Annotated in this window: 13 protein-coding genes; 5 read left to right on the top strand and 8 right to left on the bottom strand. The window is 45.3% G+C overall.

Annotated features, from left to right (window positions below; genetic code table 11):
• Positions 1-51: 51 nt before the first annotated feature.
• Both CWO08_RS03865 and lpcA read right to left on the bottom strand, forming a co-directional pair.
• On the bottom strand, positions 52-897 hold the full coding sequence (locus CWO08_RS03865; protein WP_048664598.1) for a class II glutamine amidotransferase: 846 nt from the start codon (positions 895-897) through the stop codon (positions 52-54).
• A gap of 64 nt (positions 898-961) precedes the next feature.
• Complete coding sequence (lpcA, locus tag CWO08_RS03860) at positions 962-1,540, bottom strand: D-sedoheptulose 7-phosphate isomerase (protein ID WP_048664596.1); 579 nt, start codon at positions 1,538-1,540, stop codon at positions 962-964.
• A gap of 328 nt (positions 1,541-1,868) precedes the next feature.
• Between lpcA and fadE the strand changes: the two genes are divergently transcribed.
• Entirely contained in the window at positions 1,869-4,334 is a 2,466-nt protein-coding gene (gene fadE / locus CWO08_RS03850; protein ID WP_102432043.1) for an acyl-CoA dehydrogenase FadE, read from the top strand.
• Positions 4,335-4,464: 130 nt separating this feature from the next.
• Here the strand turns inward: fadE and CWO08_RS03845 are convergent, their stop codons facing one another.
• On the bottom strand, positions 4,465-5,712 hold the full coding sequence (locus tag CWO08_RS03845; protein WP_102432044.1) for a TIGR03503 family protein: 1,248 nt from the start codon (positions 5,710-5,712) through the stop codon (positions 4,465-4,467).
• A 9-nt stretch (positions 5,713-5,721) separates the two neighbouring features.
• Positions 5,722-6,489: a DNA polymerase III subunit epsilon gene (gene dnaQ / locus CWO08_RS03840; RefSeq protein ID WP_017060722.1), complete on the bottom strand. Its 768-nt coding sequence runs from the start codon at positions 6,487-6,489 to the stop codon at positions 5,722-5,724.
• Between the two features lie 56 nt (positions 6,490-6,545).
• On the opposite strand from dnaQ, the gene rnhA reads away from it, so the two are divergent.
• Positions 6,546-7,010, top strand: a complete 465-nt coding sequence (rnhA, locus tag CWO08_RS03835; protein ID WP_048661234.1) for a ribonuclease HI — start codon at positions 6,546-6,548, stop codon at positions 7,008-7,010.
• 119 nt (positions 7,011-7,129) lie between these two features.
• Here rnhA and CWO08_RS03830 read toward each other — a convergent pair whose 3' ends face one another.
• Positions 7,130-7,912, bottom strand: coding sequence for a class I SAM-dependent methyltransferase (locus CWO08_RS03830; RefSeq protein WP_048661233.1), 783 nt, complete (start codon positions 7,910-7,912; stop codon positions 7,130-7,132).
• A gap of 53 nt (positions 7,913-7,965) precedes the next feature.
• Between CWO08_RS03830 and gloB the strand changes: the two genes are divergently transcribed.
• The 3 genes from gloB to CWO08_RS03815 all read left to right on the top strand — a co-directional run bounded on the left by gloB (position 7,966) and on the right by CWO08_RS03815 (position 11,052).
• Complete coding sequence (gloB, locus tag CWO08_RS03825; protein ID WP_108019938.1) at positions 7,966-8,724, top strand: hydroxyacylglutathione hydrolase; 759 nt, start codon at positions 7,966-7,968, stop codon at positions 8,722-8,724.
• 70 nt (positions 8,725-8,794) lie between these two features.
• Entirely contained in the window at positions 8,795-10,369 is a 1,575-nt protein-coding gene (locus tag CWO08_RS03820; RefSeq protein WP_102432045.1) for a LysM peptidoglycan-binding domain-containing protein, read from the top strand.
• A complete protein-coding gene (locus CWO08_RS03815) occupies positions 10,366-11,052 on the top strand; it encodes a YIP1 family protein (protein WP_048661230.1) in 687 nt (228 codons plus the stop codon). Before CWO08_RS03820 ends, CWO08_RS03815 begins: the two co-directional genes overlap by 4 nt.
• Positions 11,053-11,086: 34 nt before the next feature.
• On the opposite strand, the gene CWO08_RS03810 is transcribed toward CWO08_RS03815, so the two are convergent.
• The 3 genes from CWO08_RS03810 to CWO08_RS03800 form a co-directional block, all read right to left on the bottom strand.
• Positions 11,087-11,929 carry an endonuclease/exonuclease/phosphatase family protein gene (locus CWO08_RS03810; protein WP_108019936.1) on the bottom strand — a complete coding sequence of 281 codons (843 nt, stop codon included), beginning with the start codon at positions 11,927-11,929 and terminating at the stop codon, positions 11,087-11,089.
• A 61-nt stretch (positions 11,930-11,990) separates the two neighbouring features.
• Complete coding sequence (gene glnB, locus CWO08_RS03805) at positions 11,991-12,329, bottom strand: nitrogen regulatory protein P-II (protein ID WP_004738609.1); 339 nt, start codon at positions 12,327-12,329, stop codon at positions 11,991-11,993.
• Between the two features lie 130 nt (positions 12,330-12,459).
• Positions 12,460-12,771, bottom strand: a complete 312-nt coding sequence (locus CWO08_RS03800; protein ID WP_048661228.1) for a cytochrome c — start codon at positions 12,769-12,771, stop codon at positions 12,460-12,462.
• Between the last annotated feature and the right edge of the window lie 20 nt (positions 12,772-12,791).

The raw sequence follows: 12,791 nt of genomic DNA, 5'->3' as shown, positions 1-12,791 counted from the left end.
CAGTAAGCGGCCTTTCTTTTATGCGTTTCAAAATAAAACTATTCGGATTACTTAACTCAATGGCTCAGTCGGTGCTTGGCTTACCACCTTCTTCGGCGCATAAGCGACATCTTCCAATGCTTGATGGTTGTTCCCAATCAGCTCACCAAAATGAAACAGTGCGTATTCGCCCGGCTTCATTCTAAACCACTCTTCATTGTCAGTTAGAGGCTGAGTCGCCACTACCGTAACCACATCATTAGGCGTGGTCTCTTCTTGAAAGTTAATCTCAACATCTTCATCAATCAGACTCGCATTACCAAAAGGCGCGCGTCTGGTTATCCAGTACAAGTGATTCGTACAATAGGTCATCACATACTCACCATCACTGAGTAGCATGTTAAAGACACCTTTCTCGCGTAGCTTGTCACAACACTCAGCCACGAAACGAAACATACCTTCCATGTCTTGAGGCGGTTCAGGAAAACGCTCTTCAAGTTGTTTCAGTAGCCAACAAAAAGAGAGTTCACTGTCCGTTTCACCGACAGGTCTGAAACGACCACTCACCAGATCATCATAATCTGACAATTGACCATTGTGAGCAAAGGTCCAGTATCGCCCCCACAGCTCTCGGGTAAAAGGATGTGTATTTTCTAGATTGACGCCACCACGATTGGCTTGACGGATATGACTGACAACAGCTTGGCTTTTAATTGGGTAGTTTTGAACCAAGTCAGCGATCTTAGATTCACAGCTCGGATTCGGATCTTTAAAGGTGCGAAAACCCTTACCCTCATAAAAGGTAATACCCCAGCCATCACGATGCGGGCCGGTGTTACCTCCACGCTGCATAAGACCAGTAAAGCTAAAACAAATATCAGTTGGCACATTCGCGCTCATACCGAGCAATTCACACATGGTTTAATCTACTCCCTATTAAAACCAATGGAGCCAGAAATCTGGGCTCCAGATGTCTGTAAAATTATTCTTCCATCTCTTTTTCGACAAGCTGAATCACAATATGAATGATCTTAATGTGAATCTCTTGGATACGGTCTGCGTAACCAAAATGTGGCACTCGGATTTCGATATCAGCGCAACCCGCCATTTTACCGCCATCTTTACCCGTCAATGCAATCGTCTTCATGCCTTTAGCTTGAGCAGCTTCAATCGCTTTCAAAATGTTGGCAGAGTTACCTGAAGTCGACAGACCGAACAACACATCACCTTTACGACCTACCGCTTCTACATAACGAGAAAATACGTGGTCGTAGCCAAAATCATTACTCACGCAAGACAGGTGGCTTGGGTCTGAAATCGCAATGCCAGCGTAACCTGGGCGGTTTTCACGGTATCGGCCAGTAAGCTCTTCTGCGAAGTGCATTGCATCACAGTGTGAACCACCGTTACCACAAGAAAGCACTTTGCCCTCTTGCTTGAATGAGTCAGCAATCAGTTTTGCCGCCGCTTCAATTTGAGCGATGTTATGGTCATCACTCAGGAACTTATTCAGAACGTCAGCAGCTTCGTTCAATTCACTTTTGATTAGGTCATGGTACATAAGGCTTATCTCTTATATTTTTTTACGCAACTTAAAGTACGTGAAATGAGAGCTGAGGGTTTTCCCCTCTTTTACCTGAGTTTACCCACAAACATGAAATAGTGTCGACACTTAAGCCCAAAGATTGCCACCTTAATTAGAGTCTCGCTGCCGATCCGTCCAAATATTCGCCACCAACCTCTCACAATTAGAACTTTAACTCTATTGAGATCACTTTTTATTCACTTTGGAGTTTTACAAATATTTAATATTTTGTTTACACTTGACTGGTTAGACCTCTTACCTAAAACTTAATAACAATAAGTGATCTCTGAAAAGGAAATCGATCATGAACATATTGCTCTCCCTACTCGGCATGACAGCCATCTTAGGCGTCTGTCTTTACCATAGAGTTAGTCTGGTACGTGCATTAGTTGTATTAACTGGCGCAATGGTAGCATTAACACTGTTCGGCGGCGTGGCAGTCACTGGTTGGCTTTGTTACTTGTTAGCCGTTGCGATCTTTGCTGTGCCAGCCATTCGTCAAACTCTCATCAGCCAAAAAGCGCTTTCTGTATTTAAGAAAGTACTACCGGCAATGTCTCAAACAGAAAAAGAAGCACTGGAAGCCGGCACCGTTTGGTGGGAAGCAGAGTTGTTCAAAGGCAAGCCTGAATGGAAAAAGCTACAAAACATCGCTGATCCAAAACTGTCTGGCGCAGAACAAGCGTTCCTAGACGGCCCGGTAAACACGGTGTGTGAAATGGTCAATGATTACCAAGTCACCCATGAGCTTGCAGATTTGCCACCAGAAGTATGGCAATACCTGAAAGACCATAAATTCTTCGCCATGATCATCAAGAAAAAATACGGCGGTTTAGAATTCTCGGCTTACGCTCAGTCTTTGGTTCTTCAGAAGCTAACCGGCGTTTCTAGCGTATTGTCATCAACGGTTGGCGTACCTAACTCATTAGGCCCTGGTGAGTTATTACAACACTACGGTACAGAAGAACAAAGAAATCATTACCTGCCGCGCCTAGCGGAAGGTAAAGAGATCCCTTGTTTTGCCCTGACGAGCCCAGAAGCTGGCTCTGATGCAGGTTCAATCCCAGATTACGGTGTGGTATGTAAAGGCGAATGGCAAGGTGAAGAAGTATTGGGCATGCGCCTAACTTGGAACAAGCGTTACATCACCCTAGCACCTGTCGCGACGGTATTAGGCTTGGCCTTTAAACTGCGTGACCCTGATGGTCTGCTTGGTGACCAAAAAGATCTAGGCATCACTTGTGCGCTTATCCCAACGGATTTAAAAGGCGTAGAAATTGGCAATCGCCACTTCCCGCTGAATGTGCCGTTCCAGAACGGTCCGACGCAAGGCGACGATATCTTTGTGCCTATCGACTTCATCATTGGTGGCCAGAAAATGGCAGGTCAAGGCTGGCGTATGCTGGTTGAGTGTCTGTCGGTTGGTCGTGGTATCACACTGCCTTCAAACTCAACGGGTGGTATTAAGTCTGCTGCATTAGCAACGGGCGCTTATGCTCGTATTCGTCGTCAATTCAAACAACCGATTGGCCGCATGGAAGGGGTTGAAGAGCCACTTGCACGCCTAGCGGGTAACGCTTATGTGATGGATGCGGCAAGTAATCTAACCGTTGCAGGTATCGATCTTGGCGAAAAACCTTCGGTTATCTCAGCAATCGTTAAGTACCACTGTACACACCGTGGTCAGCGCAGCATCATCGATGCTATGGATATTGTTGGCGGTAAAGGTATTTGCTTAGGTCCATCGAACTTCCTAGCTCGTGGCTACCAAGGTTCGCCTATCGCGATTACGGTTGAAGGCGCAAACATCCTGACTCGTTCAATGATCATCTATGGTCAAGGTGCGATTCGCTGTCACCCTTACGTACTTAACGAAATGGAAGCGGCTTATTCTGAAAGCAGTGATGCTCTAGATAAGTTTGATTCGGCGTTAGCAGGACACGTTAGCTTTACTATGAGTAACCTAGTCCGCAGCTTGTGGTTTGGTTTAACCGATGGCCGTGGTTCAGATGCGCCAACACCTTCAAATAAAACCGATAAACAGACACAACGTTACTACCAACAGCTAAACCGCTACAGTGCAAACCTAGCGCTACTGTCTGATATCTCAATGGCAGTTCTAGGTGGCTCACTGAAGCGTAGAGAACGTTTATCAGCAAGATTGGGGGACATCCTGAGTCAACTTTACCTCGGCTCAGCAACGCTGAAACGCTTTGAAAGCGAAGGCAGCCACGCTGAAGATCTACCGTTAGTACATTGGGGTATGCAAGATAGCTTACGCCAAACTGAAGTGGCGATTGATGAGTTCTTAGCGAACTTCCCTAACCCTGTGATTGGTCGTCTGCTTCGTGTTGTGCTAATGCCATTTGGCCGTATCCGTCGTGCACCAAACGACAAGCTGGATAGCAAAGTCGCGCACATTCTACAAACACCAAGTGAAACACGCTCTCGTATCGGTCGTGGCCAATACCTAGAAGCAACGGAATACAACCCAGTAGGTAAGATTGAAAAAGCGCTAGAAGTGATTCTTCAAGCTGAACCTCTGTTCGATAAGGTTTGTAAAGAAACACATCAAAAACGTGCTTTCTTACGACTCGACCTTGTCGCTCAGTTGGGACTTGAAAAAGGTATCTTAACGCAAGACGAAGCAAATCTTCTGATTAGCGCTGAGGAACACAGACTGTACACGATTAACGTTGATGACTTCTCACCAGAGGAGCTTGCAGCAAAGTCTCAGTACCCAGACCAATCGATTGATAACGTCGCTTAAGGTCAAAAATAGAAACAAAAACGGGACTCCTATGAGTCCCGTTTTTTTGTTCATGACATCGTTGTCAAAAATTCTAATGCTTTATCTCTGGCGGCTTATTCTCTCCAGACAACCTAATCATCTAAGCGAGTTACTTAGGCGCTTTAAGCTGCATCTCAGGTAACGCTTTTTTCTTCGCCTTGACCTTACGAACCACAAACCAAATCAATAAGCCCAATAGAATAGCGACCACATTACCCACCGCAATAATGATCATACTGCGCTGTCTGTCATCTTCACGTTTTTGAAGGATCATCAACTCTGTTGCGATACGCTTCTGTTCAGCAAGTGCTTCTTCTTGAAGGCGTCGTGACTCTGCTAAGTCGATATCTTCAACAACGCTGTACGACTGCTCAGTAATTGGAAAGATAAGCGGGCGCTGACTTGAAGCATCAGTGGCATAAACCATCCCTGACCAATTATAAATCCCTAAATCGCCATTATAAGGCAGCTCTAAAGCGACTTTCATTGCGTCGACTTCAGCTTGCCCCTGCTTGTAAATAACATATTCATCAGGAGCCTTGTGCTCAACATGAACCGCCAAAGAGCTCGGTGCGATCATCCCCTGTTCACCAGACACCACAATAGTATGAGGTAAACCCTCTTTTCGAGACTGAATAAAGGTGGTAGTGAGCGGTGTTGGGTAAACCAAGACTTCTTGCTCTTGCGCTCGCAGGAACACACCATTACCAGAGGTAATTCGCGCTCGGTATTTACCGGGCTCGATATCAATTGGTAAGGATACTGTGAATACGCCGTCTCCCGCTTTTTCATCAAGATCAACACCATCATCAGCAAACTCGCCCATCACAACCGGAACCGGGCGAGCTTCTCTCACTAAAGACTCTTCGTTTTCAACAAACTTAGTAAAGGTAACCTTAAGCTTCACGCGATCGAGAAAATCACGCAGCACAAGCGGCTTGCCATCAGAGGTGAGACGGGCGGTAAATTTAATGCGCTCAGTCTGATACAACTTGTCGGGAAACTCATTAGCATCCAAAACAAGATGAGACAGGAGCTTGATGTTGTTCTTAGGGGAAACTTTACCTATCGCTTGCCAAGGGCCAGGCATCGGATTGTCGATAGATATAATGTCCATGGACGACTCTTCGTACCAACGGACATTATCAGCATTGCGCCAAGAGTAGTATTTCTTGCCATCAGGACGAACCAAAACGACAGGTTTAGAGTTATCGGCTCGATAAATCACAAAGGTGACTTGTTCAATACTGGAATCAACTCGAAAACGGTTGTCCAATAAACTCATTACGGATTCTGTTGCCGCATGCAAGCTAAAGCTTAACAGCAATAAACAACCGGTAGCCAATACCCTTAACATACTCTCTCCCTACTGACGCCAGAGGCAGCTTCCGCTTTTCTCGACGAGATCTAAACGACTTTGATGCGCTTCTACTTCATCGGCCGTAGCTCGTAAAACCTTTAGGGATTTTCGACCACTTTCTACTCTTCGTATGCTTTCGGCTTCGCCTTCCTGTTGACCAGCGTTAAATTGCAGCGAAGTTTGGCCACCCGTCATCAATAAGTAGACGTCGGCTAGGATCTCCGCATCGAGTAATGCGCCGTGGAGAGTACGGTGCGAGTTATCAATACCATAACGGTCACATAAGATATCTAGGTTGTTTCTTTTACCTGGGAATATCTTCTTCGCCATCGCCAAGGTATCGGTAACTTTACAGTAGTCATCCGTTTTACCTATCGCTGGATTAAGCTTCTCAAACTCATAGTCCATAAAGCCGGTATCGAAGGGCGCGTTATGAGCCACCAGCTCTGCACCTTTTATAAAGTCGAGAAACTCTTTATGTATGTCTTGATATTCAGGCTTATCAATCAAGAACTCATCGGTAATACCGTGAACGCCAATCGCCTCTTCTTGAATCGCACGATCAGGTTTTATGTAGACGTGAAAATGACGCCCGGTCAACCTACGGTTGATGATCTCTACTGCACCAATTTCAACGATGCGGTGACCCATGTAATGAGGGCCACCTTCTGTATTCATACCGGTGGTTTCGGTATCGAGTACAACAATGCGCTTATTTTCGTTCGAACTGTTTTTTTCGTTCGTGCTTTGTTCTGGAGTGCTACTGGTATTCATAAGGATAACTGTGTCAGACTATGCCGATAATGTGCTTGAGGTAATAGTATCAAATCATGACGAAACAAGTTGAAATTTTCACTGATGGTTCTTGTTTAGGCAACCCTGGTCCTGGCGGCTATGGCATCGTACTTCGCTACAAAAAAGTCGAGAAGACGCTAGCAGAAGGTTTCACGCTAACAACCAATAACCGTATGGAAATGCTCGCCGCTGTCGTTGCTCTCCAAGCCCTCAAAGAGCCTTGTTCTGTGATTCTGACCACAGATAGCCAATACGTGCGTCAAGGCATCACACAGTGGATTCACAACTGGAAAAAGCGTGACTGGAAAACAGCCGACAAGAAACCGGTTAAAAATGCCGATCTGTGGCAAAGGCTTGATAAAGAAACCGCTCGCCATAGCGTTGATTGGCGCTGGGTAAAAGGACACGCAGGACACAGAGAAAACGAAATGTGTGATGATTTAGCAAGAAACGCAGCGGAAAATCCGACTAAAGAAGATACGGGCTATCAGCCAAGTTAATCGTCTTTTAGAATTAGACGTACATTTCAGAAAATGATTTATTGTTCCTGAAACTGATTGATAACGCCTTAAATTAATTGATAATTTCTTAACCGAACTAGTAGATAAAAAGCCGACAACTAGTCGGCTTTTTCTGTTTTTAGCGGATATGACGCTTTGGCGGAATCCATTGTACGACGCGTATTGGTTCTAAAACTTGCTCCAACAGGTGAGAAACGTCGCTTAAGGTGCCAATGTGGCTTGATAGGTTTAAGCGGGTAAGTACGTTTACGTGCAACAATAAAGTATTGGCTTCCGGCGAAGGATGCACATCCACCTAAGCTGTTCTCCAACCACGTCCACATCGCTTGATACTTACTCATCGGAAACAGCGCGTAGGTGTCACAATGAATCACTTCATAATTAAGTACCCCTAACCAGTCTTTTATTCGGTTAGGCGTGTACATGCGCCCACTCCAAGGCAAACTGTTCTTTCGCCAAGGCATCAAACTGGCAAGCCCAGTGACACTAATCGGGTTAAAGCCAGTGATAATGATATAGCCATCGTCCATCATGACTCGATCAACTTCTCTCAATAAGCGATGTGGGTCATTGCTATAATCTAACTGATGACTCAACACCACAACATCAAAGCTTTTCTCCAAAAAGGGCAAATTATAGCCATCCGCTATCACATTATGTAATGGGTTCTGGATATCTAGGTTTACTTGATGTTGAATGTTGCATGTGCAGCTAGAAATCTCACTACTGAGGCCGCCGAGCTTGAGCATATGGTAACCAAATAGCTTTGGGCACCACTCATCGAGTCGAGTTTGAATAGATTCTCTCAACCAGTCCCCATTGTGCAATTGCGCCCAAGTATAAGGACGTTCAAACTTCTTTCTGCTACGTGCTGGCTTCATCAATAATCTGTCTCACTTATTCTGTCGCACTAAAAGTGACTGGAGAACCAATAATGTTACATATCAAAAGCATACCTGCATTTAACGACAATTACATCTGGCTGATTGAAAATAGCGATCGCCGTTGTGGTGTCGTCGACCCCGGTGATGCGGCTCCAGTATTAGAGTACTTAGCACACCATGAGCTAACTTTAGATGCAATCTTGATTACGCACCACCACCACGATCACATTGGTGGCGTTCCAGAACTAGTTAGACAATTTCCCGGCGTTGATGTCGTGGGTCCAAGGAATGAACCAATCCCCACCTTAACTCACCCAGTCGATGATGGTGACCAATTAGAACTGTTTGACGAAGTATTCCTCGTCCTAGGGCTCAGTGGCCACACCGCGGGTCATATTGGTTATGTAGGTGATGCAAAACTGTTTTGTGGTGATGTGCTGTTCTCTGCGGGTTGCGGCCGAATCATGGAAGGCACACCACAACAGATGTTCGATGCACTGAATAAGATCACGGCGCTACCTCAAGAAACCGAAGTTTATTGTGCGCATGAATACACTGCCGCAAACATCGCTTTCGCATTAGCGGTTGAACCTGACAACCAACATTTGCAGCAATATCGCGACCAAGTGAACCGACTTCGCGCGCAAAATAAGTCGACCATCCCCACAAATTTGAGACAAGAGAAGTTTGTGAACCCCTTCTTGCGCTATACCGAGCCAAGTGTAGTGAAATCAGTGTCTAATCGCACCGAGCAGACCGACCCTTTATCGGTATTCACCGCTTTACGTGCGTGGAAGAACGAATTTTAACAAATACAGACTTGTCACTCATAGGGGGTGGCAAGTATTATCATCGGCCGTTAATTAAAAAGGCTGTAACATGCGAGTTAAGTACAGCTGGGCTTTGGTATTACTACTTTCTGGTTGCCAATTAACTCAGTCAGAGAATCCAGACCAAGCTTCCGAGCAAACCAACACATCTCCTACTAAAGAAGTTTCTCAAGCGAACGTTTCATCAGAAGCCACAGCCAAAGAAGATCAAAAAGTTGAAGCACCTGTCGTAACTCCACAAACACAACAAGATGTTTGGAAACGCATTGCGATGCAACTTGAAATGGAAGTACCAGACCAAAAGAAGGTCGACTACTACCGAACTTGGTACCTCAAGCACCCGAGTCATCTAAAAACCGTATCAAAGCGTGCTGAACCTTTCCTGTATCTGATCACCACTAAGATTGAAGAAAAAGGCTTACCACTAGAGCTGGCCCTATTGCCCGTTGTAGAAAGTTCTTTCGATGCGTTTGCCTATTCTCATGGCAGTGCTGCAGGTCTATGGCAATTCATTTCAGGCACAGGCAAAGACTACGGGCTTGAACAGAACTTTTGGTATGACGGCCGCCGTGATGTTGCCGCCTCTACCGACGCCGCATTGGATTTCTTATCAGACCTTAACCGACGTTTCGATGGCGACTGGAACCATGCGATTGCTGCCTATAACAGTGGCGGTGGTCGAGTAAACAGCGCAATCCGTAAGAACAAGAAGTTGGGTAAACCAATCGACTTCTTCTCTCTCGATTTACCAAAAGAGACCAGCAGCTATGTACCTAAACTGCTTGCTCTAGCTGATGTCATTGCCAATCAAGAAAAGTATGGCATCGATATCCCTGCGATCCCGAACAAGCCAGTGCTGACTCTGGTTAACCCTGAAGAACAGCTTGATCTAGCGATTGCTGCGAACTACGCAGGCATTCCAGTTAAAGAGCTGCAAGGCTACAACCCTGCTTACAACCAGTGGGCAACGGCACCAGAGAAACACCAACAGCTATTACTTCCTCTAGACTCAGTTGAAAAATTCAACAAAGAAGTCGCTGCCAATAAAGGCAAAGGCATGAAGTTGGTGCGTTACAAAGTTCAATCTGGTGACAGCATTAGCGTGCTAGCAAGCAAATACAACACCACCAGTAAAGTGATTCGCTCTGCAAACGGTTTGAGCAACAACAATATTCGTATTGGACAGCACCTGCTAATCCCAACATCAACTAAAGATGACAAGACATACGCACTAAGCGCTTCAAACCGCCTAGCAAGCACCCAGTCGAAGAGTCGTGGTCAATATAAGCTCAGCCATACAGTAAAAAGTGGTGACAGCCTATGGACGATTGCACGCGCAAATAAGGTATCTCACCAATCACTGGCTAAGTGGAACGGTATGGGACCACGCGACACGCTGAGAGTTGGTCAAGAACTGGTCATTTGGAAGAATGGTTCAGACGGCGCCGTCATCCGCACGATCTTCTATAACGTAAGATCTGGTGACACAGTCAGCGGTATTGCATCAAAGTTCAAAGTAAAAAGTACAGATGTTGTAAAATGGAACGCTTTGCAGAACAAGAAATACCTACAGCCAGGACAAAAACTCAAGCTGTATGTTGATGTAACTAAGGTAAGTGTATGAACCCGTCAAGTAACCCACTCGTCATGCTGTTGGATATATTCCGTTCACCAACAGCGTGTTTCTTAGCGCTTTATCAGCGAAGTGCTTGGGGATGGCAACCCTACGTCGTATTAATGCTCAGCCCATTTTTGTTTTGGGGTGCTTATTTTTCGAATGTCGATTTTGCATGGTTAAGTGCAGAGCTATCACAGCAATTGGCTCAAACTAACCCTGACCAATTGGCGTTACTTGACAGCAACACCCTACTCGCAAGTGAAATCATCAACGACGTATTTAGCCGAACGCTAACCATCGTTTTGTTGGCATTCTGGTTTAACCTAGCAACAAAGCCAAGCCAACATCAACATAGCTTTTGGCGATGGTTTGCAGCGGCATCCGTTATCATCTTCCCTGCAGTTTTAGGCGACATTGCGAGCTACGCAAGCCTGATACTCAAGCATGGGCATGTGATGAACTACGCCGCTGATTTGAATAGCTTAAACGGCTTAATCAAGTTACCGCTAACCAATGATTGGTCGCAGTTTGCTAGCTCATTACCACTGTTGTTGCCTTGGTACATTGTGTTGGGTTATGCCGCTGTATTGACGTGGACTGAGTTTGAGCGTGGTCAGGCACTGGTCATCTCTGGCTTACCATGGGTCGGCTACTACCTAATCTGGGCGCTCTACATTTTAATCTTTTAAGTTAAAGATATAAGGCTAGCGAAAACTCTCTAGCCTATTTAGCCTTAAAAGTCACTCGCATAGGGTTATGATCAGAAGCGTCCGTAATGGGCGCTTTTGCTTTTTCTACCTCTAGCCCTCGATAGAACACATGATCGAGCACCAGTCCTGTAATGAACTGAGTTCTGTTGTCTGGGTCAAAGGCTACTTCCGTCAAACCTACCTGTTCCAATGCACCTTTCAAGACAGCAAAGCGGGCTTCACTCCAACTATTAAAATCCCCAGCAAAAATAACAGGCCCACGATACTTTTGCAGATTGTCAGTTAAGCTCTTGAGCTGAGCTTTGTAATCTTCCGTACCAAACGTAAAGTTCACAGCATGGATGTTAATCACGGCCAGTTGTTCGCCGTTACTAAGTTGGTAACGCGACCAAAGCGCGGATTTTGGTAATTGAAGCCAAGGTTCTTCATGAGTATAAGCACAAGCTTCGATAGGCAAATGCGTCGCTAGGTTAAGTACACCAGCACTTTGCTCAAAGGCTTCAAACGCATTAACACGAGTGCTTCCCCACTGGCCACTCGTTACCCATTGGCGAAGTTCTTCTGTCATACTCGCTTCTTGCAACAAGACTAAATCGCTACCAGCCGACAGCTTATTTAATTCACTCTGCCAATTACTTCGGTTTTGCTTGTAGATATTCCACACCGTAATGTCTAAGCCATCAGACACATCAATTGCTTTCGGCTCAGAATTTTGGTAGCAACTGTAGATATCATTGCTGGTATTTTGAGAAGAGGTGATCAGGTTGGGTTTATTCGGGATCACGAAGATTAAATGAAAACTAACGACAGCAAGCGTTATCAATAGCGTGATAACAATGATGGTTTTCTTAAACATACAACACCCTACCAGAGATGAAAAAGGAGCGATAAACGCTCCTTTTAGGGTAATAGTTTTTTTATACGGCGTCTTCGTCTTCTTCACCAGTACGAATACGTACCACACGTTCAACGTCAGTAATGAAGATCTTACCGTCGCCAATTTTGCCTGTTTGCGCCGTTTCGATAATGGTATCAACACATTGGTCAGCCACTTCGTCGGTCACAACAATTTCCAATTTCACTTTAGGTAAAAAGTCGACCATGTACTCTGCGCCGCGGTATAGCTCAGTATGACCTTTCTGACGTCCAAAGCCTTTCACTTCAGATACTGTCATACCCGTAATACCCACTTCTGCAAGTGCTTCACGTACATCATCAAGTTTGAATGGCTTGATAATGGCTTCAATCTTTTTCATGTTCATCCCTTAAACTGTGCGAATGGCTCATTATCGGTTAGCTATAGTAAACATTCAATGAAAAAAGCCAGAGCTTTAAAGCTCTGGCTCGAAATTTATCATCTTGTTTAATCAGCGCTTTAAGAAGGTTTTACTTAAGGCTTGCGTAGTAAGCGGCTAGATTAGCAATATCTGCATCATTCAGCATTGAAGCTTGAGCCTGCATTACAGCGGCCAAACCGCCGGTACGCTGGCCGTTCTTATATGCGTTAATTGATGAAGCGATGTATTGCTCGTTTTGACCTTTAAGGTTTGGGTAACCTGGGATCACTGCGATACCGTCAGCACCATGACATGCTGCACAGATTGCTGCTTTAGCTTGACCCGCAGCAACATCACCCGCCAGAGCGTTACCACTCAATAGTCCAAATCCAAGAACTAATCCTAGTGTAATTTTCTTCATTGCATATTCCATTAATTATT

The sequence above is a fragment of the Vibrio sp. 10N.286.48.B8 genome, assembly GCF_003050085.1.
GTDB classification, from domain to species: domain Bacteria; phylum Pseudomonadota; class Gammaproteobacteria; order Enterobacterales; family Vibrionaceae; genus Vibrio; species Vibrio crassostreae.
The sequence above is the reverse complement of the archived record's forward strand: the minus strand, read 5'-3'. Positions and strand labels throughout refer to the sequence as shown.

Bases quoted from the DNA above. Each gene is read 5' to 3' on its own strand.
- CWO08_RS03865 (WP_048664598.1), bottom strand. From the start codon at position 897: ATGTGTGAATTGCTCGGTATGAGCGCGAATGTGCCAACTGATATTTGT.
- lpcA (WP_048664596.1), bottom strand. From the start codon at position 1,540: ATGTACCATGACCTAATCAAAAGTGAATTGAACGAAGCTGCTGACGTT.
- fadE (WP_102432043.1), top strand. From the start codon at position 1,869: ATGAACATATTGCTCTCCCTACTCGGCATGACAGCCATCTTAGGCGTC.
- CWO08_RS03845 (WP_102432044.1), bottom strand. From the start codon at position 5,712: ATGTTAAGGGTATTGGCTACCGGTTGTTTATTGCTGTTAAGCTTTAGC.
- dnaQ (WP_017060722.1), bottom strand. From the start codon at position 6,489: ATGAATACCAGTAGCACTCCAGAACAAAGCACGAACGAAAAAAACAGT.
- rnhA (WP_048661234.1), top strand. From the start codon at position 6,546: ATGACGAAACAAGTTGAAATTTTCACTGATGGTTCTTGTTTAGGCAAC.
- CWO08_RS03830 (WP_048661233.1), bottom strand. From the start codon at position 7,912: ATGAAGCCAGCACGTAGCAGAAAGAAGTTTGAACGTCCTTATACTTGG.
- gloB (WP_108019938.1), top strand. From the start codon at position 7,966: ATGTTACATATCAAAAGCATACCTGCATTTAACGACAATTACATCTGG.
- CWO08_RS03820 (WP_102432045.1), top strand. From the start codon at position 8,795: ATGCGAGTTAAGTACAGCTGGGCTTTGGTATTACTACTTTCTGGTTGC.
- CWO08_RS03815 (WP_048661230.1), top strand. From the start codon at position 10,366: ATGAACCCGTCAAGTAACCCACTCGTCATGCTGTTGGATATATTCCGT.
- CWO08_RS03810 (WP_108019936.1), bottom strand. From the start codon at position 11,929: ATGTTTAAGAAAACCATCATTGTTATCACGCTATTGATAACGCTTGCT.
- glnB (WP_004738609.1), bottom strand. From the start codon at position 12,329: ATGAAAAAGATTGAAGCCATTATCAAGCCATTCAAACTTGATGATGTA.
- CWO08_RS03800 (WP_048661228.1), bottom strand. From the start codon at position 12,771: ATGAAGAAAATTACACTAGGATTAGTTCTTGGATTTGGACTATTGAGT.